Origin of the sequence: Streptomyces sp. NPDC058284 (assembly GCF_042881135.1) — a bacterium.
Lineage (GTDB): Bacteria > Actinomycetota > Actinomycetes > Streptomycetales > Streptomycetaceae > Streptomyces.
Genome location: NZ_JBHVYE010000016.1, coordinates 123,212 through 145,283, shown reverse-complemented (window position 1 = coordinate 145,283; position 22,072 = coordinate 123,212). Strand labels below are relative to the sequence as shown.

The 22,072-nt window shown below is 72.2% G+C and carries 23 protein-coding genes; 13 read left to right on the top strand and 10 right to left on the bottom strand.

The annotated features are described in order from the left end of the window. Window positions 1–123: 123 nt before the first annotated feature. Both ACFVYR_RS22815 and ACFVYR_RS22810 read right to left on the bottom strand, forming a co-directional pair. The gene (locus ACFVYR_RS22815) at window positions 124–531 is read right to left on the bottom strand and encodes a YchJ family protein (RefSeq protein ID WP_384251565.1); all 408 of its coding nucleotides are present in this window, start codon (window positions 529–531) and stop codon (window positions 124–126) included. A gap of 97 nt (window positions 532–628) precedes the next feature. Continuing rightward, entirely contained in the window at window positions 629–1,330 is a 702-nt protein-coding gene (locus ACFVYR_RS22810) for a FadR/GntR family transcriptional regulator (protein WP_384251562.1), read from the bottom strand. A 138-nt stretch (window positions 1,331–1,468) separates the two neighbouring features. Here ACFVYR_RS22810 and ACFVYR_RS22805 point away from each other — a divergent pair, with 138 nt between their 5' ends. Together ACFVYR_RS22805 and ACFVYR_RS22800 are read left to right on the top strand one after the other, a co-directional pair. Next, window positions 1,469–1,984, top strand: a complete 516-nt coding sequence (locus ACFVYR_RS22805) for a gluconokinase (RefSeq protein ID WP_384251724.1) — start codon at window positions 1,469–1,471, stop codon at window positions 1,982–1,984. A 104-nt stretch (window positions 1,985–2,088) separates the two neighbouring features. Further along, window positions 2,089–3,486 carry a gluconate:H+ symporter gene (locus ACFVYR_RS22800; protein WP_384251559.1) on the top strand — a complete coding sequence of 466 codons (1,398 nt, stop codon included), beginning with the start codon at window positions 2,089–2,091 and terminating at the stop codon, window positions 3,484–3,486. A 44-nt stretch (window positions 3,487–3,530) separates the two neighbouring features. On the opposite strand, the gene ACFVYR_RS22795 is transcribed toward ACFVYR_RS22800, so the two are convergent. From ACFVYR_RS22795 to ACFVYR_RS22785, 3 genes are all read right to left on the bottom strand, one after another. Continuing rightward, on the bottom strand, window positions 3,531–5,117 hold the full coding sequence (locus tag ACFVYR_RS22795) for an APC family permease (protein WP_384251556.1): 1,587 nt from the start codon (window positions 5,115–5,117) through the stop codon (window positions 3,531–3,533). Between the two features lie 77 nt (window positions 5,118–5,194). After that, window positions 5,195–6,157: a hypothetical protein gene (locus tag ACFVYR_RS22790; protein WP_384251553.1), complete on the bottom strand. Its 963-nt coding sequence runs from the start codon at window positions 6,155–6,157 to the stop codon at window positions 5,195–5,197. 159 nt (window positions 6,158–6,316) lie between these two features. Continuing rightward, a complete protein-coding gene (locus ACFVYR_RS22785) occupies window positions 6,317–7,981 on the bottom strand; it encodes an FAD-binding dehydrogenase (RefSeq protein WP_384251550.1) in 1,665 nt (554 codons plus the stop codon). Between the two features lie 210 nt (window positions 7,982–8,191). On the opposite strand from ACFVYR_RS22785, the gene ACFVYR_RS22780 reads away from it, so the two are divergent. From ACFVYR_RS22780 to ACFVYR_RS22755, 6 genes are all read left to right on the top strand, one after another. After that, window positions 8,192–9,082 (top strand): DMT family transporter, encoded by an 891-nt coding sequence (locus ACFVYR_RS22780; RefSeq protein WP_384251547.1) that lies wholly within the window; start codon window positions 8,192–8,194, stop codon window positions 9,080–9,082. 101 nt (window positions 9,083–9,183) lie between these two features. Continuing rightward, the gene (locus tag ACFVYR_RS22775; protein WP_384251544.1) at window positions 9,184–9,828 is read left to right on the top strand and encodes a TetR family transcriptional regulator; all 645 of its coding nucleotides are present in this window, start codon (window positions 9,184–9,186) and stop codon (window positions 9,826–9,828) included. Beyond that, window positions 9,825–10,595, top strand: a complete 771-nt coding sequence (locus ACFVYR_RS22770) for a glucose 1-dehydrogenase (RefSeq protein ID WP_384251542.1) — start codon at window positions 9,825–9,827, stop codon at window positions 10,593–10,595. Before ACFVYR_RS22775 ends, ACFVYR_RS22770 begins: the two co-directional genes overlap by 4 nt. Before the next feature lie 15 nt (window positions 10,596–10,610). Next, window positions 10,611–11,150 (top strand): NUDIX hydrolase, encoded by a 540-nt coding sequence (locus tag ACFVYR_RS22765; protein WP_384251540.1) that lies wholly within the window; start codon window positions 10,611–10,613, stop codon window positions 11,148–11,150. A gap of 43 nt (window positions 11,151–11,193) precedes the next feature. Then, window positions 11,194–11,586 (top strand): YidH family protein, encoded by a 393-nt coding sequence (locus tag ACFVYR_RS22760; RefSeq protein WP_384251538.1) that lies wholly within the window; start codon window positions 11,194–11,196, stop codon window positions 11,584–11,586. Then, window positions 11,583–11,906, top strand: coding sequence for a DUF202 domain-containing protein (locus ACFVYR_RS22755; RefSeq protein ID WP_384251535.1), 324 nt, complete (start codon window positions 11,583–11,585; stop codon window positions 11,904–11,906). The genes ACFVYR_RS22760 and ACFVYR_RS22755 overlap by 4 nt, the downstream gene beginning before the upstream one ends. A gap of 26 nt (window positions 11,907–11,932) precedes the next feature. Here the strand turns inward: ACFVYR_RS22755 and ACFVYR_RS22750 are convergent, their stop codons facing one another. Then, window positions 11,933–12,868, bottom strand: coding sequence for an NADP-dependent oxidoreductase (locus ACFVYR_RS22750; protein WP_384251533.1), 936 nt, complete (start codon window positions 12,866–12,868; stop codon window positions 11,933–11,935). Between the two features lie 151 nt (window positions 12,869–13,019). On the opposite strand from ACFVYR_RS22750, the gene ACFVYR_RS22745 reads away from it, so the two are divergent. The 4 genes from ACFVYR_RS22745 (at window position 13,020) to ACFVYR_RS22730 (ending at window position 16,692) form a co-directional block, all read left to right on the top strand. Next, window positions 13,020–13,316: a hypothetical protein gene (locus ACFVYR_RS22745; RefSeq protein WP_384251530.1), complete on the top strand. Its 297-nt coding sequence runs from the start codon at window positions 13,020–13,022 to the stop codon at window positions 13,314–13,316. 88 nt (window positions 13,317–13,404) lie between these two features. Further along, window positions 13,405–14,436, top strand: a complete 1,032-nt coding sequence (locus ACFVYR_RS22740) for a phosphotransferase family protein (protein ID WP_384251528.1) — start codon at window positions 13,405–13,407, stop codon at window positions 14,434–14,436. A 10-nt stretch (window positions 14,437–14,446) separates the two neighbouring features. Further along, window positions 14,447–15,661, top strand: coding sequence for an acyl-CoA dehydrogenase family protein (locus ACFVYR_RS22735; protein ID WP_384251526.1), 1,215 nt, complete (start codon window positions 14,447–14,449; stop codon window positions 15,659–15,661). A gap of 98 nt (window positions 15,662–15,759) precedes the next feature. Further along, the gene (locus tag ACFVYR_RS22730) at window positions 15,760–16,692 is read left to right on the top strand and encodes a hypothetical protein (protein ID WP_384251524.1); all 933 of its coding nucleotides are present in this window, start codon (window positions 15,760–15,762) and stop codon (window positions 16,690–16,692) included. Window positions 16,693–16,728: 36 nt separating this feature from the next. Here ACFVYR_RS22730 and ACFVYR_RS22725 read toward each other — a convergent pair whose 3' ends face one another. The 4 genes from ACFVYR_RS22725 to ACFVYR_RS22710 all read right to left on the bottom strand — a co-directional run bounded on the left by ACFVYR_RS22725 (window position 16,729) and on the right by ACFVYR_RS22710 (window position 20,588). Continuing rightward, window positions 16,729–17,322 carry a TetR/AcrR family transcriptional regulator gene (locus tag ACFVYR_RS22725; RefSeq protein WP_384251522.1) on the bottom strand — a complete coding sequence of 198 codons (594 nt, stop codon included), beginning with the start codon at window positions 17,320–17,322 and terminating at the stop codon, window positions 16,729–16,731. 21 nt (window positions 17,323–17,343) lie between these two features. After that, the gene (locus tag ACFVYR_RS22720) at window positions 17,344–19,026 is read right to left on the bottom strand and encodes a class I adenylate-forming enzyme family protein (protein WP_384251520.1); all 1,683 of its coding nucleotides are present in this window, start codon (window positions 19,024–19,026) and stop codon (window positions 17,344–17,346) included. Then, entirely contained in the window at window positions 19,023–19,787 is a 765-nt protein-coding gene (locus ACFVYR_RS22715; protein WP_384251518.1) for an SDR family oxidoreductase, read from the bottom strand. Before ACFVYR_RS22715 ends, ACFVYR_RS22720 begins: the two co-directional genes overlap by 4 nt. Window positions 19,788–19,892: 105 nt before the next feature. Beyond that, complete coding sequence (locus ACFVYR_RS22710) at window positions 19,893–20,588, bottom strand: alpha/beta fold hydrolase (RefSeq protein ID WP_384251516.1); 696 nt, start codon at window positions 20,586–20,588, stop codon at window positions 19,893–19,895. Between the two features lie 147 nt (window positions 20,589–20,735). Between ACFVYR_RS22710 and ACFVYR_RS22705 the strand changes: the two genes are divergently transcribed. Next, window positions 20,736–22,070: an erythromycin esterase family protein gene (locus ACFVYR_RS22705; RefSeq protein WP_384251514.1), complete on the top strand. Its 1,335-nt coding sequence runs from the start codon at window positions 20,736–20,738 to the stop codon at window positions 22,068–22,070. The last annotated feature ends 2 nt before the right edge of the window (window positions 22,071–22,072 follow it).

Here is a 22,072-nt window from a genome sequence, read left to right as displayed (position 1 = left end):
AGTGCGGTGTACGTGCGCCGGACCGCCTTTCACACCCCGTGTGAGTTCACGCTCCCCAGCAGTCCCACGCGCGCGGTCCGCGCGGTGGCCGGGTCCCGACGGGTGGCGGTGGCGGGCCGGCGCCTATTCGATGAAGGTGCCGTCCACGTAGACCCACGCGCCGTCGAGCCGCTCGAAGCGGCTCTTCTCGTGCAGGGAGTCGGGGCGGCCGCCGTCGGTGTAGCGGGCCCGGAAGGTGACCGTGCCGGTGGTGTGGAAGGCGGTGCCCTCGGAGGTCGCGCCGATCTCCAGGCCGGTCCAGCGCAGCGCCGGGTCGAACTCCACGCGCGGCGGCCGGGTGCGCGGGTGCCAGGTGCGCAGCAGGTAGCTCTCGTCCCGCACGGCGAAGGCGCTGTAGCGGGAGCGCATCAGCTCTTCGGGGGTCGTCGCGGCGGCCTCGCCCCGGTGCAGCCTGCCGCAGCACCGCTCGTACGTCTCGGGGTGCCCGCAGGGGCAGGGGGTGGCGGTGGGGCGGGCGGCGCGTCGGGACATGCCGTCCATTGTGGCCGACCGGCGCGGGCTGGCGCGCGCGGGGCTCGCGCGCGGGGTTCAGGTACCGGGAACCGCGTGCCGCGTGCCGCGCCCGGTGTCAGGGGGCGAGGATGTCCAGTTCGTCCAGGGCGCCGAGGGCGATCTCCCGGGTCAGGGCCTCCGCGCGGGCCGCGTCGCCCTCCCTGACCGCCTCGGCGACCTTGACGTGCAGGGTGACGGCGGGCGGGTCCGGGTCCTCGAACATCACCTGGTGTGCGGTACGTCCGGTCAGGACCTCGGCGACGACATCGCCGAGCCGGGCGAACATCTCGTTGCCGGAGGCGTTGAGGATGACCCGGTGGAAGGCGACGTCGTGCCGGAGGTAGCCCTCCAGCTGGTGGCCCCGGGAGTGGGCGACCATGCCGAGGGCGCACTCGGTGAGCTCGGCGCACTGTGCGGCCGTGGCGTGCCGGGCGGCGAGCCCCGCGGCGACCGGCTCGACGGCGGAGCGCAGGACGGTCAGCGAGCGGAGCTGCCGTGCCCGGTCGGCGCCGGCCAGGCGCCACCGGATGACCTGGGGGTCGTAGACGTTCCACTCCTCGGTGGGCAGTACGGTCACGCCCACGCGGCGGCGGGAGGCGACCAGGTGCATGGACTCAAGGACCCGGACCGCCTCGCGCATCACGGAGCGGGACACCTCCAGGCGCTGGGCCAGCTCGTCCGTGCGCAGCACGCTGCCCGGCGGGTACTCGCCGGCGGTGATGGCGGGCCCGAGGCTTTCCAGTACGCGGGAGTGCAGCCCTCGGGCCTGTGCGGTCATGACGGAAGCCTACGAGGGGCACACCCGGAACAATAAGTCAGACTTTTATGTCACACACTCTTGAATTCGTCAGACCTAATGGGTTTCAGTGACGTGAACAACCGACCGATGTCGATGAAGACAGCGAGGCAGGACGCGATGCAGGAACGGCGCACCCCCCACGTCGTCGTAGTCATGGGCGTGGCAGGGACCGGCAAGACCACGATCGGGCCCCTGCTCGCGGACCGGCTCGGCGTCCCGTACGCCGAGGGCGACGACTTCCACCCGGCGGAGAACATCCAGAAGATGACCTCCGGCACGCCGCTCACCGACGACGACCGGTGGCCCTGGCTCGACGCGATCGGCGCGTGGGCGCACGGGCGCGCCGGCCGGGGCGGGGTGGTCAGCAGCTCGGCGCTGAAGCGGAGCTATCGGGACCGGCTGCGGGCCGCGGCTCCCGGCGTCGTCTTCGTCCACCTGACCGGTGACCGGGCCCTCATCGAGGAGCGGATGGGGCAGCGGCAGGGGCACTTCATGCCTGCGGCGCTGCTTGATTCGCAGTTCGCCACGTTGGAGCCTCTCGGGGCGGATGAGGTGGGCGTCGGCGTCGACGTCGCCGGGTCCCCGGAGGAGATTGCCGACCGGGCGGTCGAGGCGCTCGGTCGACTCGGCTGAGTGCTCCCGCCGGAGGTTCTTCTGCTGCGGGCCGCATGTGGCTGGTCGCGCAGTTCCCCGCGCCCCTGTCGGGGCACGACTCACTCACGTACAAGGAAAGCACCGTGACCCATCTCAGCGTCGAGATGCTGGCAGCGGATTCCGTCGAGCCGATCACCTCGGCGGGCCACGCCCAGCTGGGGATCGCCGTTCTCGCGGGCATCGCCGTCATCGTCCTGCTCATCACCAAGTTCAAGCTGCACGCGTTCCTCGCGCTGACCGTCGGTTCGCTCGCGCTCGGGGCCTTCGCGGGCGCGCCGCTCGACAAGGCCATCGCCAGCTTCACGGGCGGGCTCGGCTCGACCGTCGCGGGCGTCGGTGTCCTCATCGCGCTCGGCGCGATCCTCGGCAAACTGCTCGCCGACTCCGGCGGCGCCGACCAGATCGTCGACACGATCCTCGCCAGGGCGGGCGGGCGCGCGATGCCCTGGGCGATGGTCCTCATCGCCTCGGTGATCGGGCTGCCGCTCTTCTTCGAGGTCGGCATCGTGCTGCTGATCCCGGTCGTCCTGATGGTCGCCAAGCGCGGCAACTACTCGCTGATGCGCATCGGCATCCCGGCGCTCGCCGGTCTCTCCGTGATGCACGGGCTGATCCCGCCGCACCCGGGACCGCTCGTCGCGATCGACGCGGTCAAGGCCAACCTGGGCGTCACGCTGGCGCTCGGCGTCCTCGTCGCGATCCCGACGGTGATCATCGCGGGACCGCTGTTCTCCAGGGTGGCGGCGCGGTGGGTGGACGTACCCGCGCCCGAGAAGATGATCCCGCAGCGGCCCTCGGAGGAGCTGGACAAGCGCCCCGGGTTCGGTGTCACGGTTGCCACCGTGCTGCTGCCGGTCGTGCTGATGCTGGCCAAGGCGCTGGTGGACATCGTGGTCGACGATCCCGGCACCACGGTGCAGCGGGTCTTCGACGTCGTCGGCTCGCCGCTGATCGCCCTGCTCGCGGCGGTGATCGTCGGGATGTTCACGCTGGGCCGCGCGGCCGGGTTCACCAAGGACCGGCTGTCCACCACCGTCGAGAAGTCGCTCGCCCCGATCGCCGGCGTGCTGATGATCGTGGGCGCGGGCGGCGGCTTCAAGCAGACGCTCATCGACATCGGCGTGGGCCAGATGATCCTGGACCTCTCCAAGGACTGGTCGATCCCCGCGCTGCTGCTCGCCTGGCTGATCGCGGTGGCCATCCGGCTCGCGACGGGTTCCGCGACGGTCGCGACGATCTCGGCGGCCGGGCTCGCGGCGCCGCTCGCCGCGGACATGTCGACGGCGCACACGGCGTTGCTCGTGCTCGCCATCGGTGCGGGGTCGTTGTTCTTCTCGCACGTCAATGACGCGGGGTTCTGGCTGGTGAAGGAGTACTTCGGCCTGGACGTCGGCCAGACGGTGAAGACGTGGTCGGTGATGGAGACGATCATCTCTGTGGTGGCGGGGGGACTGGTCCTCCTGCTGTCGCTGATCATCTGAGGCTCGGGGGCGACCCGGCTCGGGGCGCCCCCGGACCCCGCTCCTCAGTCGCCGGAGGGGCTGGGATTTCCGCCCGGCGACGACGACGCCTTCTCCAGCTGGAACGCCTCGTTGCCGAGTCCGATCCGCGCGTGCGCCTGCGGGTTCGTGGAGCGCAGGAACGCCCCGTAGGCCACGCCGGTCACCGCGGCGGCGAGGATGACTCCGGGCAGCGCCCAGCTGAGCGTGGAGCCCTCGCCCGCGCCTACCAGGACGTCGAAGTCCTTGACGGTGTAGCCGGCGATGACGAGCAGGCCGACCGTGGCGAGCGCGGACGCGGTGATGCGCCAGGCCTGGGCGCGCGCGGCGCCTCGGCGGGCGAAGAAGACGATCACGGCGACGGACGCGGTGGCCATCAGGAGGATCACGCCGAGCGCCCCGATGTTGCCGCCCCACGTGAACAGGTGCAGGACCGGCGCGGTGGGATCGCCCGCCGCCCCGTCGTCCGCGACGGCGAAGGCCACGACGACCACCACCGAGATGACGGTCTGGAGCAGCGAACCGGTGCCGGGCGCACCCGTTGAGGTGTTGGTGCGGGCGAACGCCGCGGGCAGCAGCTTCTCGCGCCCCATCGCGAAGGCGTAGCGCGCGACGACGTTGTGGAAGCTGAGGATCGCCGCGAACATGCCGGTCACGAAGAGGACGTGGAGCACATCGGTGAAGGTGGCGCCGAGCCGGGACTCGGTGAGGCCGAAGAGCAGCCCCGCGCTCTGCTCCCGCGCCGCGGGGACGATGCCGGAGGGGCCCGCCGCGACCGTCAGCGCCCAGGAGCTCACCGCGAAGAAGACGGCGACGAAGCCCACCGCGAAGAACATCACGCGGGCGACCACGACCTGCGGGCGGCTGGTCTCCTCCGCGTACACGGGGGCCTGCTCGAAGCCGGTGAACGCCGCGATGCAGAAGCACAGGGACGTGGCGACGCCCGCGCCGCTGAGGGTGTCCGGGTTGAAGGCGTGCAGCGACAGGCCCTCCTTGCCCGGGTCGGCGAGGGCCGCGATGTCGAAGACGGCGACGAGCGCCACCTCGATGAGGAGCAGGACGCCGAGCACGCGCGCGTTGAGGTCGATCTTCAGCCAGGCGAGGACGGCGACCACGGCCACGGTGACGAGCGCCGGGATCCACCAGGCGACCTCGATGTCGACGTACGTGTCCAGGAGCCCGGACACCTCGAAGCCGAGAAGGCCGTACAGGCCCGCCTGGAGGGCACTGTAGGCGACGAGCGCGACCAGCGCGGCGCCCGCGCCGGCAGTGCCGCCGAGGCCGCGGGATATGTACGCGTAGAACGCTCCGGCGTTGTGCACGTGCCGGCTCATCTCGGCGTAGCCGAGGCTGAAGAGCGCGAGGACGACGCCGAGGATGAGGAAGAGCAGCGGCTGGCCGACGATGCCCATCACGCCGTAGGTGGTGGGCATGACGCCGGCGACGACCATCAGGGGCCCGGTCGCGGCGAGCACGGACAGCAGCAGCCCTGCCGTGCCGAGCCGGCCCGCTCGCAGCGCCCGCTCCTGTCCCTTGTACGTGCTGATCCCGGCGTCGCCCGCCGGTTCGCCGGATGCTCTGATGCCGCTCGGGCTCGAACTTCCCGTCGCCATGGCGCGGTTGTCCTTTCGGGGGTACGGATCGGGGGACGGTTGCGGTGGGTCGAGCTGGGGCGGTCGGGCCGAGCCGGTCAGGACGGGCCGAACGCGGTGGTCCGGGCGGCGGTGAACGCCGGGTACGGGTCCCGGTCCGGGTACGACCAGGGGGCCGGGGTCGCGTGCCGTCCGATGCGGTGGAAGAGCGCGGCGGCTTCGGCCGCCCTGCCCTCGCAGGTCTTCGCGTGGGCGAGGAAGTTGAGGTCGATGAGGCAGCGCGGGTGGCCGGGCCGGTGGGCCCTCTCCCACGCGAGCCACCAGTCGAGGGCGGCCTTCATGACGCCGCGGGCGCGCCGCCCGGTCCAGTGCCCGGAGACGAGGGGGTCGGGCGACTCCAGGCCCGCGGCGGCGAGTACGCGGTAGCGCTCGGCGTGCGCGACGACGGGCAGGACGGCCAGCGGCGAGTCTGCGGGCGCCTGTTCGGCGGCCCAGGCCGCGAAGTCGTACACCTCGTGCAGGGGGTCCTGGCCCGCGCCGGGGCGCCGTTCGGCGAGCCGGGCCACCATCAGGTGGTGGGCGTGGTGGTGCTCCGGGTGGCGGTGGCGGACCTCGTCGAAGAGGCGTACGACATCCTCCTCGCGGCCCAGTGAGCGTTCGAGCAGGAGCAGCGCGAGCCAGGGCGTCGGATCGTGGGGGACGCGCGCGGCGGCCTCGCGGCACCGGTCGCGGACGGTGTCCGAACGGGCCTTGCCGCGCAGCGCCTTGTGCACGGCGGCGAAGGCGAGGAGCAGTTCGGCGTCGTGGCTCTCGGGTTCGGCGAGGCGCCAGTCGCGGGCCCACGCGGTGGTGGTGGGCACCTGTCCGAGGACGTCGAAGCGGTGTCCCCTGCGGTCCCAGTCGTCGCCGGTCGCGGCGAGCAGCGCACGGACCTCGGTCCAGCGGCCCTGCGCCAACGCGGCCCGCGCGGTGACGAGTTCGGCGTCGTCGAGTGCGGCGTCGAAGGCGTGCGCGGAGGCTTTCTTGCGGGAACGGCCCAGTGGGGGTGGGGGTGGTGACACCGCGGGACGTCCTCCCCGGCGCGGCTTGCGTACGGATGATCACGCACAGCAAAGCGGTAGGCACCGCTCCACGTCAAGGCCCGGCAGCGCCCCGTTCTTCACCAAGTCATCTCGAAATCACCAGACTTCACCCGCCACCTGCGCCAACCCCTTGCGGCCTCAGTTCACCGCTCGGGCGGCGGCGCGGCCCGCCGTGCGCCCCGAGAAGAGGCAGCCGCCGAGGAAGGTGCCCTCCAGGGAGCGGTAGCCGTGCACTCCGCCGCCGCCGAACCCGGCGGCCTCCCCGGCCGCGTACACACCGGGCAGCGGCTGCCCACCCTGGGTGAGGACCCGCGAGGAGAGGTCGGTTTCCAGGCCGCCGAGGGTCTTGCGGGTGAGGATGTTGAGGCGTACGGCGATGAGGGGGCCCGCCGCGGGGTCGAGGACGCGGTGCGGGGGGACGGCCCTGATGAGCCGGTCGCCGAGGAACTTGCGGGCGCCGCGGACCGCTGTCACCTGGAGGTCCTTGGTGAACGGGTTGGCGATCTCGCGGTCGCGCGCGGCGAGGGTCCCGCGCAGGGCGGCCTCGTCGATGAGGGGGCCCGCCGACTCCGCCGCCAGCGCGTTCATGCCGCGCACCAGGGCGCCGAGTTCCTTCTCGACGACGAAGTCGACGCCGTTGTCCATGAACGCCTTGACGGGCCCCGGCACGTCGGCGCGCGCCCGGTCGATGACACCGCGCACGGATTTCCCGGTCAGGTCCGGATTCTGTTCGGACCCGCTGAGGGTGAACTCCTTGCCGATGATGCGCTGGTTGAGCACGAACCACGTGTAGTCGTAGCCGGTCCTCATGATGTGCTCAAGGGTGCCGAGCGTGTCGAAACCGGGGAAGAGCGGCACGGGCAGGCGGTCGCCGCGTGCGTCGAGCCAGAGGGACGAGGGGCCCGGCAGGATGCGGATGCCGTGCCGGTCCCAGATGGGGTTCCAGTTCTCGATGCCCTCGGTGTAGTGCCACATCCGGTCGCGATTGATGAGGTGCGCCCCGGCCTCCTCGGCGATGCCGAGCATCCTGCCGTCCACGTGCGCGGGGACCCCCGAGATCATCTTCTTGGGCGGTGTGCCGAGCCGCTCGGGCCACTGGGCGCGTACGAGGTCGTGGTTGCCGCCGATGCCGCCCGAGGTGACGATGACGGCCTGGGCGCGGAGTTCGAAGCTTCCGGTCACCTCGCGTCCGCTGGCCCTGCCCCGCTCGACGGACGACGGTTGGAGGATCTCGCCCGTCACCGTGTCGACGCTGCCCGCGCTGCGCGAGAGCCCCGTGACGCGGTGCCGGAACTTGAGGTCGACGAGGCCGCGCGCGGCCCCCACGCGCACCCGCCGCACGAACGGCGCGAGCAGCCCCGGGCCCGTCCCCCAGGTGATGTGGAAGCGCGGCACCGAGTTCCCGTGGCCCTGCGCGTCGTAGCCGCCGCGCTCGGCCCAGCCGACCACCGGGAAGAACCGCACGCCCTGCCCGTGCAGCCAGGGCCGCTTCTCACCGGCCGCGAAGTCGACGTACGCCTCGGCCCACTTGCGCGGCCAGTGGTCCTCCGGACGGTCGAAGCCGGCCGTGCCCATCCAGTCCTGGAGCGCCAGCGCGTGGGAGTCCTTGATCCGCAGCCGCCGCTGCTCGGGCGAGTCCACGAAGAAGAGACCGCCGAAGGACCAGTGCGCCTGACCGCCGAGCGACTGTTCGGGCTCCTGGTCGAGGAGGATGACCCGGCGCCCCGCGTCGACGAGCTCCGCGGTCGCCGCGAGACCCGCGAGTCCCGCCCCGATCACGATCACATCTGCGTCGTACGCCATAGGGGTCGTCCTCCTCGACAGGGTCCCGCGTGGTTCCGCGTGGTTACCGGTGGGTCAGATCCTCGGTAGCCCGATGGCCGACGTCAACCGAAACAGGGCCGGGGAATGGCCTTGGCTCCCGGGCGTGGCGCGATCGATGGGCCACTATGGTCGGCGAAGTCCCCATTTCGCGCGCCCCGGCCTGGCCCCCGACCCCCCGAGGTATGTGACGTGTCGGTACTGATCCTCGCCCTCTCCCTCGGGGCCGCCTGCTGCCTCGGGCTGGGCTTCGTCCTGCAGCAGAACGTGGCGCAGAACGCGCCGCTGAGCGACTTCCTCTCACCCCGGCTGCTCCTCGACCTGATGCGGGAGCCCCGGTGGCTGGCCGGCATCGGCCTGATGGTGTGCGGCATGGTGCTCGGCGCGCTGGCGCTCGGCCGCGGGGAGATCTCGTTCGTCGAGCCGCTGCTCACCACCCAACTGCTCTTCGCCCTCGCGCTCTCCCGGCACCAGACCGGCCAGTCGCTGGGCCGCCAGGGCTGGGCCGGACTCATCCTGCTCGCGGGCGGGGTGACCGCGTTCATCGTGGCGGGCCAGCCGCGCGGCGGCGACGCGGTGACGAGTCCGCTGCGGCACTGGCTGATCTTCGGTGTGATGGTGGGCGCGGCGCTGCTCCTGACGGCGTTCGCCAAGAGGACCGAGTTCGGCGTGGGCCCGGTGCTGCTCGCGCTGGCCGCGGGACTCCTCTTCGGGGTGCAGGACGCGCTGACACGCATCACCGGGGACCGGTTCGCCGACGGCGGGGTCTCCGAGGTGCTCACCGGCTGGCAGCCGTACGGGGTGGCGGTGCTCGGCGTCACGGGGCTGATCCTCGTGCAGAGCGCCTTCGAGACGGCGCCGCTGCGGATGTCGCTGCCCGCGCTGACCGCCGCGCAGCCGCTGGCCGGGATCGCGTGCGGCGTCGGGTTCCTCGGGGACCGGCTGCGGACCGACACGGGGGCGTTGGCCTGGCAGGCGGCGGGGCTGGCGGCGATCGTGGCGGGGGTGGTGCTGTTGGGTCTGCATCCCGCGATGCCGGGGTCTGGCCGGGGGCCTGTGCGGGGGTATGTGGACCGGCGATGAGGTGTTGCCGGTTCATCACCGGCTTCGCCGGGTTCGTCCTCGAACGCCGGACGGGCTGCATTGCCCTCGCTTTTAATAATGGCCAGCATTAGAGTTGTCGCATGGCCCGAACCTCAGGTCCCGAGACCCGCGAGAAGCTCATCCGTGCCGCCGAGGAAGTCTTCGCCGCCCAAGGCGTCGACGGTGCCCAGCTGCGCGACATCGTCCGGCTCGCCGGGCAGAGCAACCCCTCGGCGGTGCAGTACCACTTCGGCTCGCGCGGCGGTCTGCTCGACGCGGTGATGGCGGAGCGCCAGCGCCGTACGGAGCAGGTGCTCACCGCCGAACTGGAACGCGCCGGCGCCGACGCCGCCGGGCTGTGCGGGCTGCTCACCGCCCTGGTGAGCGCCGAGGCCACCGAGCTGCGCACCGAGCGCGGGCGCCGCTGCCTGCGCGTCTGCGCCCAGCTCAGCCACGAGAGCGGCGTCCGCACCCGCACCCCGCACCCCACCCTCGACGGCACCGTCTACTGGTCGCTGATCGGGCGGCTCGAGGACTGCCTCGCCGCCGAGCTGCCCGAGCCGGTCCGCCTGGAACGGCTCGACCTCGCACTCACCCTGATCGGCGCCGCGATGAGCGACCGCGCCCGCCAGTACCTGGCGGGCAGCACCCCCCTGACCGGCGAGGACGTGTTCCTCGCGGACCTCGTCCAGACCACCGCGGCCCTGCTGCGGGCCCCGCGACCCACCCTTGGAGCCAGCTCATGACCCAGTACGACCTCACCGGCAGGACGATCGTCATCACCGGTGCCGCCCGCGGCCTGGGCGCCGAGGCCGCCCGCCAGGCGGTCGCCGCCGGAGCGAACGTCGTCCTCACCGACGTCCTGGCCGAGGAGGGCGCGGCCACCGCCGCGGACCTTGGGGAGCGTGCCCGCTTCGCGCGCCACGACGTGACGTCCGAGGAGGACTGGCGGCGCGTCGCCGACCTCGCGGTCGCCGAGTTCGGCGCTCTGCACGGCCTGGTGAACAACGCCGGGATATCCACCGGCCAGTTCCTGGAGTCGGAGTCCGTCGAGCACTTCCGCAGAGTCCTCGACATCAACCTCACCGGCGTCTTCATCGGCATGAAGACCGTCGTGCCGGCCATGAAGGAGGCCGGGGGCGGCTCGATCGTCAACATCTCCTCCGCGGCCGGCCTGATGGGGCTCGCGCTCACCGCCGGGTACGGCGCGTCGAAGTGGGGCGTACGCGGCCTCACCAAGATCGGCGCGGTCGAGCTCGGCACCGCCCGCATCCGCGTCAACTCCGTCCACCCGGGCATGACGTACACCCCGATGACCGCCCAGGTCGGCATCGAGCAGGGCGAGGGCAAGTACCCCAACACCCCGATGGGCCGGGTCGGCGAGCCGCACGAGATCGCGGGCGCCATGGTCTTCCTGCTCTCGGACGCCGCGTCCTACGTGACGGGCGCCGAACTCGCCGTCGACGGCGGCTGGACGGCAGGACCGACCGTGAAGTACGTCATGGGCCAGTGAGGTTGGATGGCCGGTATGACGAGCGACAGCCGGCCCGTGCCCGACCCCAGCGAAGAGATCATCACCATCGTCGATGAGCACGACGAGGTGGTCGGTGAGGCCCCGCGCGGCGAGGCGTACGCGCGGGGCCTGCGCCACCGCTGCACATTCGTCCTCGCGCGGGACGCCGACGACCGCGTCTTCGTCCACCGCCGCACCCCGGCCAAGCTGGTCTTCCCCTCGCTGTACGACATGTTCGTGGGCGGCGTGGTCGGGGCCGGTGAGTCCTACGACGACGCCGCCCTGCGCGAGGCCGAGGAGGAGCTCGGCGTGCGCGGCCTGCCGCGCCCCGTACCGCTGTTCAAGTTCCTGTACGACGGCGGGGCGGGCCGTACCTGGTGGTCGTACCTCTACGAGGTGCGCTGCGAGGTGCCGGTGCACCCCCAGGCCGAGGAAGTCGCCTGGCACACCTTCCTCACCGAGGAGGAGTTGGAGCGGCGGCTCGGGGAGTGGGAGTGGGTGCCGGACGGGCTGGACGCGTACCGGCGTCTGAAGGCCTTCCGTGCGGGCGCCTGAGGGGCTGCCCCGCCCCGTGATCAGCACGGCTTATGGTGCGGCGGTGAGCAATTTCGTACAGAGTCTGCGGCTGTGGTTCGCCCCCGAGCGCATCCGCGAGGAGGGCGACACCCCCGACTACCGCTTCTCGCTCGCCAACGAGCGCACCTTCCTGGCCTGGCTGCGCACCGCCCTCGCGCTGATCGGCGGCGGCTTCGCCGTGGACCAGTTCCTGCCGGACCTGCGCTGGGGCTGGCGGATCGGTCTCGCCCTGGCACTGCTCGCCGCGGGTGTCCTGTGCTCACTGCGCGCGGTCAACCACTGGGTGCGGTGCGAGCGTGCGATGCGGCGCAGCGAGGACCTGCCGACCAGCCGGTTCCCGACCGTGCTGAGCCTTGCGGTCGCGGTGGTCGCGCTCGCCATGGTGATCGTCGTGCTCTTCGGGTGGGAGGGGTGAGCCGGGACGGTGGGCGGCAGGTCCGTGACCCGGGGCTGCAGCCGGAGCGCACGCGTCTGGCCTGGCGGCGTACGACGCTGTCGGCCACGGTCGCCGCGGTGCTCGCCGCCCGCGCGGTGCTGCACGCCGGGCCCACCGCGCCGGGCCTGCTGTCCTGCGCGCTGTGCCTGCTCCTTTGGCTCGGCTTCCTGGCGGTCGCGCACCGCAGGATGGTCGCGTTGACGGCGCGCGCGCCCCGGACGATGACGCTCCGGGCCGCGCGGACGGCGGCGCTGTGCACCCTCGCCCTTGCGGTGTGCGCGGCGACGATGGTGGTGTGAGGCGCGCGGCGTACCGCAGGGGCGGGTCAGTCGTCCCAGTCGACCGTCACGACCACCTTGCCCCGGGTGCGGCCCTCCTCGCTGCGCCGGTGTGCGTCGGCCGCCCGCTCCAGCGGGAACGTCTCGTCGACGTGCACGGTCACCACGTCCTGCTCCACGAGTTCGGTCAGGCGCCGCAGGTCGGCCGCGTCGGGGCGGACGAAGCAGTAGTGGCCGCCGAGGCCGATCACCCCGCCGTCCGCGATGGACGCGAGCCGGCCGCCGGGGGCGAGGAGTTCCGCGGAGGCCTTGAGCGTGTCGCCGCCCACCGTGTCGAAGGCGGCGTCGACGCCTTCGGGGGCGAGCGCCCGGACCCGGTCCACGAGCCCGTCCCCGTAGGTGACCGGCTCGGCGCCGAGCTCCCGCAGGTAGTCGTGGTTGCGTTCGCTCGCGGTGCCGATGACGCGGGCGCCCGCGTGCCGGGCGAGCTGCACCGCGATCGAGCCGACACCACCGGCCGCCGCGTGCACGAGGACGACGTCCCCCTCGGTCACCTCAAGGGCCCCGTTGAGGACCTGGTAGGCGGTGAGCCCGGCGAGCGGCAGGCCCGCGGCCTCCGGGAAGGTGAGGTTGCGCGGTTTGCGGGCGAGGGTGCGTACGGGCGCAGCGACGTACTCGGCGAAGGTGCCGCGGGAGAGGAAGTCCTCGCGCACATAGCCGATGACCTCGTCACCGACGGCGAACTCCGGTGCTGCGGCGCCCGGTTGGACCACCACTCCCGAGACGTCCCAGCCGGGGATCACGGGGAAGACCGGGTCGATGAGCCCGTCGAGGTGCCCCTCACGGCACTTGTAGTCGACGGGGTTCACGGCCGCTGCGCGCACCTTCACCAGGACGGAGTCCGGGCCGACCTTGGGGTCGCGGACCTCCCCGTACTCGAGGACTTCGGGTCCGCCGTAGCTGCGGTAGCTGATCGCCTTCATGCCAGTGCCCTCACAGGGTCGCCTTCGCGGAGGTCATCGAAACATCAACAAGGGTCGCATAACGGAATTAATAGGGCATCAGGGGCTAGCCTGAGAGGGTCACCCCTCCCCGGGCGGCACCCCTCTCCCCACGTCACAGAAGGTGTGCGTCATGACCACGCTCCACCATGAACACCCGGTCCACGACCACGTCCACGGCCCGGCCTGCGGCCACCCCGAGGTGCCGCACGGCGACCACGTCGACTACGCGCACGACGGCCACATGCACCGCCTGCACTCCGACCACTACGACGAGTGCGAGCCGACCGGGCACACCGCGCACCGGGGCCACGACCACCGGCACGGGGACGGCTGCGGCCACGACTCCGTGACCCACGGCGACCACGTCGACTACCTTCACGACGGGCACCGGCACGCGGCTCACGACGGGCACTGGGACGACCACTGAGTTGACCGCCCGGTAACCTCTGGACGGCATACCGACTGGTCGGCATCATGGGGTGGCAGCAGCCACCACGCCGACCAGGAGCAGAAAAATGAGCTCAGACCACCCGCCGGGCCTCGACCTCGACCAGTTGCGCGGCCACCTCGACCGCGAGCGGCCAGGTCTGGCCGGCGGGCCGCTCACCGCCCGGCTCATCGAGGGCGGCCGGTCGAACCTCACGTACGCGGTGACGGACGGCGCCTCGCGCTGGGTGGTCCGCCGCCCCCCGCTCGGCCATGTCCTCGCCACCGCGCACGACATGAAGCGCGAGCACCGGGTCATAGCGGCCCTGCACCCGACGGACGTGCCGGTGCCCGCGCCGGTCCTCCTGTGCGAGGACGACGCCGTGATCGGGGCGCCCTTCTACGTCATGGAGTACGTGGACGGGACGCCGTACCGCACCGCCCAGGAGCTCGCGCCGCTCGGCCCCGAGCGCACCCGCGCCGCCGTCCTCGGCCTCGTCGACACCCTCGTGGACCTGCACGCGGTGGCCCCCGCCTCGGTGGGGCTCGGCGACTTCGGCCGGCCCGAGGGCTTCCTCGACCGGCAGCTGCGCCGCTGGGGCAAGCAGCTGGACGCCTCCCGCAACCGCGAGCTCGACGGCATCGACGAGCTGCACGCCGCGCTCGGCCGCGCACTGCCCGACTCCCCCGCGCCCACGGTCGTGCACGGTGACTACCGCCTGGACAACGTCCTGATCGGCGACGACGACCGGATCAAGGCCATCCTCGACTGGGAGATGTCCACGCTCGGCGACCCGCTCACCGACCTCGGCCTGCTCGTGATGTACAGCGCGAAGCTGGAGGTGCCCGACTCCCCCGTCAGCACCACGGCGGGCGCGCCGGGACACCCCGACCCGGCCGAGCTGATCGAGCGGTACGCCGCCCGCTCGGGCCGCGACGTGTCGGCCGTCTCCTGGTACACGGCGTTCGCGTGGTTCAAGCTCGCCGTGATCCTTGAAGGCATTCACTACCGCTACACGCTGGGGCAGACGGTCGGCGCGGGCTTCGACCGGATCGGCGAGCTGGTGCCCGTGTTCATCGAGCACGGCCGCGCCACGCTCCGGGGACGACAGGAAGGCTGAGACGCACGCCATGGACTTCGCATACGACGCCCGCACCGAAGAGCTGCGCGCCAGGCTGCTCACCTTCATGGACGAGCACGTGTACCCGGCGGAGGCGGTCGCCGACGAGCAGCGCGCCGCACTGGCCTCGCCGTGGGACACGCCCGCCGTCGTCGAGGAGCTGAAGGCCGAGGCCCGCAGGCAGGGCCTGTGGAACCTGTTCCTGCCCGACGCCGAGCACGGCGCGGGGCTGACCAACCTCCAGTACGCGCCGCTCGCGGAAATCACCGGCCGCTCACCGCAGTTGGCGCCCACCGCGCTGAACTGCGCGGCGCCCGACACCGGCAACATGGAGCTGCTCGCGCAGTTCGGCACCGACGAGCAGAAGAAGCGCTGGCTGGAGCCGCTGCTCGCCGGTGAGATCCGTTCGGCCTTCGCGATGACCGAGCCGGAGGTGGCCTCCTCCGACGCCACGAACATCACCACGCTCATCGAGCGCGACGGCGACAGTTACGTCATCACGGGCCGCAAGTGGTACATCTCCGGCGCGATGAACCCCGACTGCGGCGTCTTCATCGTGATGGGCAAGACCGACCCGGACGGCGCGGACATCCGCCGCCAGCAGTCCATGGTGCTCGTCCCGCGCAGCACCCCCGGCCTCGAAGTGCGGCGCGCCATGCGGGTGTACGGGTACGAGGACCACTACCACGGAGGCCACGCGGAGGTCGTCCTCGACCGTGTCCGGGTGCCCGTCGACAACCTCGTCGGCGAGGAGGGCGGCGGCTTCGCCATCGCGCAGGCGCGGCTCGGTCCGGGGCGCATCCACCACTGCATGCGGCTGATCGGCATGGCGGAGCGGGCCGTTCAGCTGATGTGCGAACGGGCGGTGGCCCGCACCGCCTTCGGCAAGCCGCTGGCCCAGCAGGGCGTCGTGCAGGAGTGGATCGCGGACGCGCGGGTCGCGGTCGAGCAGCTGCGGCTGCTCGTCCTCAAGACGGCCTGGCTGATGGACACCGTCGGCAACAAGGGCGCGCACACGGAGATCCAGGCCATCAAGATCGCGACGCCCCGCGCGGTGGTCGACATCCTGGACCGGGCGGTGCAGCTGCACGGCGCGGGCGGCGTCAGCCAGGACTTCCCGCTGGCCGAACTCTGGGCGGCGGCCCGGACCTTGCGGCTCGCGGACGGTCCCGACGAGGTGCACCAGCGCTCGCTCGCCCGGCGGGAGCTGAAGAAGTACCTGTAGGCGGCGCGGGGGTCGCGCATGCCCTCCTGCTTGCCCTTTCGCACTCTTCCGGTTGCTCCCGCCGCGTCTAGGATCGGCGGAAGCAACCGGAGGGGCGGATGAGCGTGCGCGAGACCCGGACGACAGCTTCGCAGCGGCAGGCGACGGCGCGGGCCGCCGCCGGGCGTGCGGCGCCCCCCACGGGCCTGGCCGCGTTGCAGCGGCGCGCGGGGAACGCGGCCGTCTCGCTCTGGGTGCAGCGTCAGACGGGCGGCACGGGCGAGCACTACGCCACGCGGCCCACCGAGCACCCCGAGTGGGGGCCGTACCAGGAGCTGACGAGGGCCGCGGGCATCCCCCAGGCCGCCGCGGACGACGCGTGGCAGCTGCTGCTCGGCGGGGTCGACTCGCAGGGCGCGCTGAACGACGAGGCCAGGGCGAGGACGGCCGACCACCAGGAGCGGCGCGAACTGCGCGCGTCGAACACGTGGTACCAGGAGTTCGTCAGGCTCATGACGGAGCACCTGGAGATCAGGACGCCCACCATGGCCCTGTGGTCGGGCGGGATCGCGGCCAGCGACTACGCGTACGGGAAAGGCCACACCCCGCTGGAGCGGACCCGGATCGGCGGCGTGCTCAACGTCCTTGAGGTGCACTCGGACTGGAAGCTGAAGACGCCGATGTGGAACGTGCTGTCCAAGGCCTTCGTGGCGCGTGCGACCGGACCCGTGCACATCTTCATGCGGGCCTACGCCCCCGAGAGCGTCCTCATCTCGCAGGAAATCCCGCAGCTGCGGCTGGTCCAGCGGCTGAACCCGGACGTGAAGCTGGTCTGGCACCCGGTGTACACCACTCCCGACGGGCGGCTGAGGGAGATCTCGAAGGACTGCCGGCTCGTGGACGACGCCCAGTACGAGGGGCGGGACGCCTGCGTGAGCGCCCTCTTCCAGTACCTCAGGACGTTCCACGACGAGAGCAACACCGAGGCCGCCCGCGCCCACGAGAGCATGGAGCAGCTGCTCGTCGCGAACGGCCACAAGGACGGCGTCTGAGGCCTGCTCCCGCGGGCGACCGGCCGCCCGGTCACCTCATGGCCGCAGCGCCCTCAGCAGCAGGTCCGCGAGGTGGTCGGCGACCTGCTGCGGGGTGAGCGGTCCCTCGGGCCGGTACCAGGTGGACAGGTGGTGGACGGAGCCGAAGTGGTAGTCCACGACCAGGTCGGCCGGGGTCGCCGTGGAGAAGACGCCCGACTCCTGGCCCTCCTCGATCAGCGCACGGAACCGCTCGTGGTAGCGGCGCCGTTCGGCGCGGACCTGCTTGTTCTTCTCCGGGCTGAGGTGGTGCATGGAGCGGAAGAAGATCGACGCGTCGTCGAGGTTGTCGATGGTGGTGACCACGACGTCCGCGGCGGCGTCCCGCACCCGCCGCTCGACCGGGGCGTCGGCGTCGGCGATGGTGTCGAGGCGCTCCTGCTGGACGCGGAGCATGCGGGCGTAGACCTCGTGCAGGAGGTCGTCCTTGGAGCCGAAGTAGTGGTAGAGCGCGCCCTTGGTGACGCCGGCCGCCTCCACGATCTCCTGCACCGACGTACGGTCGTAGCCGTGGTCGGCGAAGAGCCTGGTGGCGGCGGCCAGCAGGCGCTGTGGGACGGGTGTGCTTTCACCGTCCGTCGTTCGGGCCACTGTCGCCACCTGCCTTTCGCGTCACTTGTCCTGCCGGGTGCGGGAACGCAGTTCCCGCCGGAGGATCTTCCCACTTGTCGTCTTCGGCAGCTCCGTCAGGACCTCGACCTCGCGCGGGTATTTGTACGCGGCGAGCCGCTCCTTGCAGTACGCGGCCAGCTCGTCGGGTCCTGTTCCGTCGCCCGGACGCAGGCTGACGTACGCCTTGACGGTCTCGCCCCGGTAGCTGTCGGGGATTCCGACGACGGCCGCCTCGCGCACGGCGGGGTGGGCGTACAGGACGTCCTCGACCTCGCGCGGCCAGACCTTGAAGCCGGACGCGTTGATCATGTCCTTCTTCCGGTCGACGACGTAGAGCCAGCCCCGCGGGTCCATGAACCCGATGTCGCCGGTGCGCAGTTCGCCGTCGGGGAAGGACTCCGCGGTGGCGTCGGGGCGCCGCCAGTAGCCGGGCACCACCTGCGGTCCGCGTACGGCGATCTCGCCCTGCTCCCCGAACGGCACCTCGCGGCCGTGGTCGTCCAGGATGCGTACGACCGTCTCGGGACCCGGGACGCCGACGGCGAGGGTGCCGGAGACCGGGTCGACCGGGGCCTCCTGGCCCGGCGGCACGGAGGCGCAGGGCGCGGTGCACTCGGTGAGGCCGTAGCCGTTGTGCAGGTAGGGGCCGAAGGAGGCGCGGAACTTCTCGACCAGGGCGGGCGGCAGCGGCGCGCCGCCCGAGGAGATCAGCACGAAGGAGTCGAAGTGCGCGCGGGTCGCCGAGGGGTGGGCGGCCAGCGCCATGAAGGCCGTGGAGGGGCCGACGGTGTACGCGGGGCGGTGCTCGGCGAAGGCGTCGAGGACCACGCCGGCCTCGAAGCGGTAGGCGAGGGCGAGCGTGCCCGCGTTGGCGATACAGGCCGCGACCTGCGCGACCATGCCGGTGATGTGGAAGAGCGGCGCCATCGCGAAGTAGCAGGAGCCTTCCGGTATCCCGGATCCTGTGCGCTGGCGTTCGGCGTTGTAGGTGATGTTGCCGTGGGTGTTCATGGCGCCCTTGGGGGTGCCGCTGGTGCCCGAGGTGTAGCTGATCAGCGCCACGTCGGACGGGCGAGGCTCGCGGTCGGCGGGGGCCTCGTGCCCCTGGCGCGCGACCGCCACCAGGTCGTCGGCGTCGGCGGGCACCGGCAGGCGCTCGAAGTCCAGGACGCGGGTGTCGTTGCGGGTCTGCAGGTCGAGCTGGCAGGCGGTGAGGACGACGCGCACCGGCGATCCTGCCGCCGTCTCGCGCAGATACGTCTCCCAGGCGCGGTCCGAGCAGATCAGCACGCTCACCCCGGCGTCCGCGAGGACGTGGCCGACCTCGGCGGACTTGTACATGGGGTTGACGGGGACGACGGTCGCGCCCGCCTTCCACGCGCCGAGGAGCGCGAGCACGAAGTGCGGGGTGTTCTGCAGGAGGATGGCGACGCGGTCGCCGCGTTCGACGCCGCGCGCGGCCAGGTGCCCGGCGACGGAGTCGGAAAGGGCATCCGTCTCGCGGTAGGTCAGGCGTCCGTCGAAGTAGGCGAGGGCGGTGTGCCCGGGGGCCCTGGCGACGGCGTCCCGGAAGGCGTGCGGCAGGGAGGCTGCGGGGTGGACGGGGCCGCGCTGGGCGTCGTTGAGGCGGGCGAGCCAGGGCTTGGCCGCGTAACCGGACCGGGCGGGATGGGAGTCGTTCACCGCTGCGTCGCCTCCCACTTCTGCTGGATGTGGTTCATGCCGGCCAGCCACTTGTCGGGGGTATCCGCGCGGGCCCGGTAGTACGCGGCGACCTCGGGGTGGGGCAGGATCAGGAAGCGGTCCTCGGCCATGCCCGCGAAGAGCGCGGCGGCGACGTCCGCGGGCTCGATCGCGGTGGGGGTGAGCACGAGGTCGCCCGCGGTGCCGCTCGCGGTGAGCATGTCGGTGCGCACGCCCTGCGGGCAGATCGCGTGGACCTTGACGCCGCGGTGGCGGTACGTGAGCGAGAGCCACTCGGCGAAGGCGTACGCCCCGTGCTTGGTGACGCTGTAGGGCGCGGCGCCGATCATGGTGAGCAGTCCCGCCGCGGAGACCGTGGAGACGAAGCGGCCGCTGCCGCGCTCCAGCCACTGCGGCAGCAGCGCGTTCGCCGCCCGTACGTGCGCCATGACGTTGACGTCCCAGGCCGTGGCCCAGACCTCCTCGGGCGCGGCCTCGCTGCCGCCGGAGCCGAGCCCGGCGTTGGCGCAGTACACGTCGACCGTGCCGCCGAGCGCCTCCCTGGCCTCCGGCACGATCACGGAGGCGTCGCCCGGCACGGCGATGCCGCCCACCTCGTCGGCGACCGCCCGCGCCTTGTCGCCGTCCAGGTCGTTGACGACGACGCGGGCCCCCTCGGCGGCGAAGCGGCGGGCCAGCGCGGCTCCGATCCCGCCTCCCCCGCCGGTGACGACGACTCCCTTGTCCTGCAAGGTCTCCACGCTCGTTCTCCTTCACCCGCGGCTCGGCTTCCCCGGCAGACTAACCAGTCGGTATGTCGCGGGGAAAGGGGGGCGGCGCGGGTGGAGGGGCGGTGCCCGGACCGCTCAGGCGCGTACGCTCGCGTGCAGGATCCGGGCCAGCTCGCGCGGCTGGGAGAACATCGGCCAGTGCCCGGTGTCCATCTCGACGAGCCGCCAGTGCTCGCTCTTGAGCAGGTCGGCGACCTCCTCCAGCGGCTCTTCCCCGTCGAGCAGGCACTTGACGTACGTCGCGGGCAGCTCGTCCAGCGAGCGTTCGAGCACGGCGGGCTCGGTCAGGGTGGCGCCCGGGTGCGGTGTCGCGCCGCTCGCGATCCGGGCGACCTGCTCGCTGTCCAGGCCTTGTCCGTCGAAGTCCCCCGCGCTCGGCGACCAGGAGCCGTCGCCCTTCGCGAGCAGGGCCTCGAAGGCCGGCTCGCCCTGCCACCACAGGGAGGCGAACGACTCCCCGTCGACGGGGACGTTGGAGTCGACGAACACGACACGGGCCAGCCGGTCGCCTATCCGCTCCGCGGCCTGGCCGACGGGGATGCCCGCGTAGCTGTGCCCGACGAGGACGACGTCCCGCGGGCCGAGGCGCTCGGCCTCGTCGAGGATGTCCTGTACATGGGTCTGTTGTCCGGCCGGCACGTGCTGCTTGTCCGCGAGCCCGGAGAGCGTCAGGGGGTGGGCGCCGTGCCCGGCCGCCCGCAGCTCCTGCGCCACGTCCTCCCATGCCCACGAGCCGAGCCATGCGCCTGCCACGAGGATGAATTCAGCCATGCCGTCGAACGTACACGCCGCGGCCGCGGTGGGGCAGACCCCACCGGGCCTGCGGGTGCCTGCCGGATGGTGCCGTGTCCGCCCGCACGGGACCGTGATCCGCCACGCGGAATCCACCGGGGATTCCGGCACGTCGGGGAGGCAGGCATGACAACACGGGTGACGCGGCGCGGGGTTCCGCTCCTGCTGGTGGCGGTGGCCGGGGCGGGCGCGCTGCTCGCTCCCGGGGCCGCGGTGGCCACGCAGCGTCCCGCCGGTCCGGTCGCGGCGATCGAGCGTGCGGCCCACCCGTTGCGCTCGACCACCCCGGGCGGCGCCGCCAAGGACCTGCGGCCGCTGGGGCGGATGGTGGGCGACGCCTCCGTGGTGGGTCTCGGCGAGGCGACGCACGGATCCCACGAGTTCTTCACCATGAAGGAGCGGGTCTTCCGCCACCTCGTGGCCGAGAAGGGGTTCACCACCTTCGCCCAGGAGGTCAGCTGGACGACGGGGCTGCGCTTCGACGCCTATGTGCGGGGAGGCGCGGGCGATGCGCGCGAACTGGTCCACCGGGAGCTGGCGAAGACGCCGTGGGACACGGACGAGTACGTGCATCTGCTGCGCTGGATGCGCGCGTACAACGAACGGCATCCGGAGCGCGAGCTGCGCTTCATGGGCAACGACCTCAACTACCCGGAGCAGGGCGTGGAGCTCTTCGACGGGGTGCGGGACTACGTGCGCGCGCACGAGCCGGATCTGCTCCCGCGGATCGACGGGCTGTACGCGCCGCTGCGCCGCCTGACGGACGGCGACACCTACATGGGGCGGCCGCTCGCGGAACGCGAGGCGCTGGCGAAGAAGGCGGGCACGGCGTACCGGTTGCTGAGGTCCCGTCAGAAGGGCGCGGAGAGCCCGTCGCTCGGCCTCGCGTTGCACCACGCCCGGTCCGTCGCACAGACCGCCGACATGTACGCCTTCCCGCTCGACACGGACGAGGGCAAGAAGGACGCCATGCTGTACCGCGACCGGCTGATGGCTCAGAACACCGCGTGGTGGCAGCGGTACACGGGCGGCAAGGTGTTCCTGTCGGCCCACAACGCCCATGTCTCGTACGAGTCCTACGACCCGCGCTATCCGAAGATGCAGGGCGCCTTCCTCCGCGACCGCCTCGGCAAGCGGTACGCGAGCATCGGATTCACCTTCGACCGGGGCTCGTTCATGGCGCAGGGCCCGGACAACGGACGGTGGAAGTCGTACTCCGTGGGCCCCGCCACGCGCGGCATGAACGAGCACACCCTCGACAAGGTGCGCCTCGACGGCTACTTCGTGGACCTGCGGACGCTGCCCGCCGCCACCAGGAAGTGGCTCGGCACGGCGCGCGTGACCCGCAGCATCGGCTCGGGGTGGCCCGACGGACCGTACAAGATCCGTCTCGCGCCCTCGCACGACATCCTGATCCATCTGCACGAGGTCACGGCGGCCCACCGGCGGCCCGCCGGGTGACG

What these genes read in the sequence shown, in the direction of transcription:
- ACFVYR_RS22765 (WP_384251540.1), top strand. Translation starts at nt 10,611, where the DNA reads ATGACGAGCGACAGCCGGCCCGTGCCCGACCCCAGCGAAGAGATCATC.
- ACFVYR_RS22730 (WP_384251524.1), top strand. Translation starts at nt 15,760, where the DNA reads ATGAGCGTGCGCGAGACCCGGACGACAGCTTCGCAGCGGCAGGCGACG.
- ACFVYR_RS22735 (WP_384251526.1), top strand. Translation starts at nt 14,447, where the DNA reads ATGGACTTCGCATACGACGCCCGCACCGAAGAGCTGCGCGCCAGGCTG.
- ACFVYR_RS22770 (WP_384251542.1), top strand. Translation starts at nt 9,825, where the DNA reads ATGACCCAGTACGACCTCACCGGCAGGACGATCGTCATCACCGGTGCC.
- ACFVYR_RS22750 (WP_384251533.1), bottom strand. Translation starts at nt 12,868, where the DNA reads ATGAAGGCGATCAGCTACCGCAGCTACGGCGGACCCGAAGTCCTCGAG.
- ACFVYR_RS22795 (WP_384251556.1), bottom strand. Translation starts at nt 5,117, where the DNA reads ATGGCGACGGGAAGTTCGAGCCCGAGCGGCATCAGAGCATCCGGCGAA.
- ACFVYR_RS22775 (WP_384251544.1), top strand. Translation starts at nt 9,184, where the DNA reads ATGGCCCGAACCTCAGGTCCCGAGACCCGCGAGAAGCTCATCCGTGCC.
- ACFVYR_RS22805 (WP_384251724.1), top strand. Translation starts at nt 1,469, where the DNA reads ATGCAGGAACGGCGCACCCCCCACGTCGTCGTAGTCATGGGCGTGGCA.
- ACFVYR_RS22785 (WP_384251550.1), bottom strand. Translation starts at nt 7,981, where the DNA reads ATGGCGTACGACGCAGATGTGATCGTGATCGGGGCGGGACTCGCGGGT.
- ACFVYR_RS22745 (WP_384251530.1), top strand. Translation starts at nt 13,020, where the DNA reads ATGACCACGCTCCACCATGAACACCCGGTCCACGACCACGTCCACGGC.
- ACFVYR_RS22815 (WP_384251565.1), bottom strand. Translation starts at nt 531, where the DNA reads ATGTCCCGACGCGCCGCCCGCCCCACCGCCACCCCCTGCCCCTGCGGG.
- ACFVYR_RS22810 (WP_384251562.1), bottom strand. Translation starts at nt 1,330, where the DNA reads ATGACCGCACAGGCCCGAGGGCTGCACTCCCGCGTACTGGAAAGCCTC.
- ACFVYR_RS22710 (WP_384251516.1), bottom strand. Translation starts at nt 20,588, where the DNA reads ATGGCTGAATTCATCCTCGTGGCAGGCGCATGGCTCGGCTCGTGGGCA.
- ACFVYR_RS22740 (WP_384251528.1), top strand. Translation starts at nt 13,405, where the DNA reads ATGAGCTCAGACCACCCGCCGGGCCTCGACCTCGACCAGTTGCGCGGC.
- ACFVYR_RS22705 (WP_384251514.1), top strand. Translation starts at nt 20,736, where the DNA reads ATGACAACACGGGTGACGCGGCGCGGGGTTCCGCTCCTGCTGGTGGCG.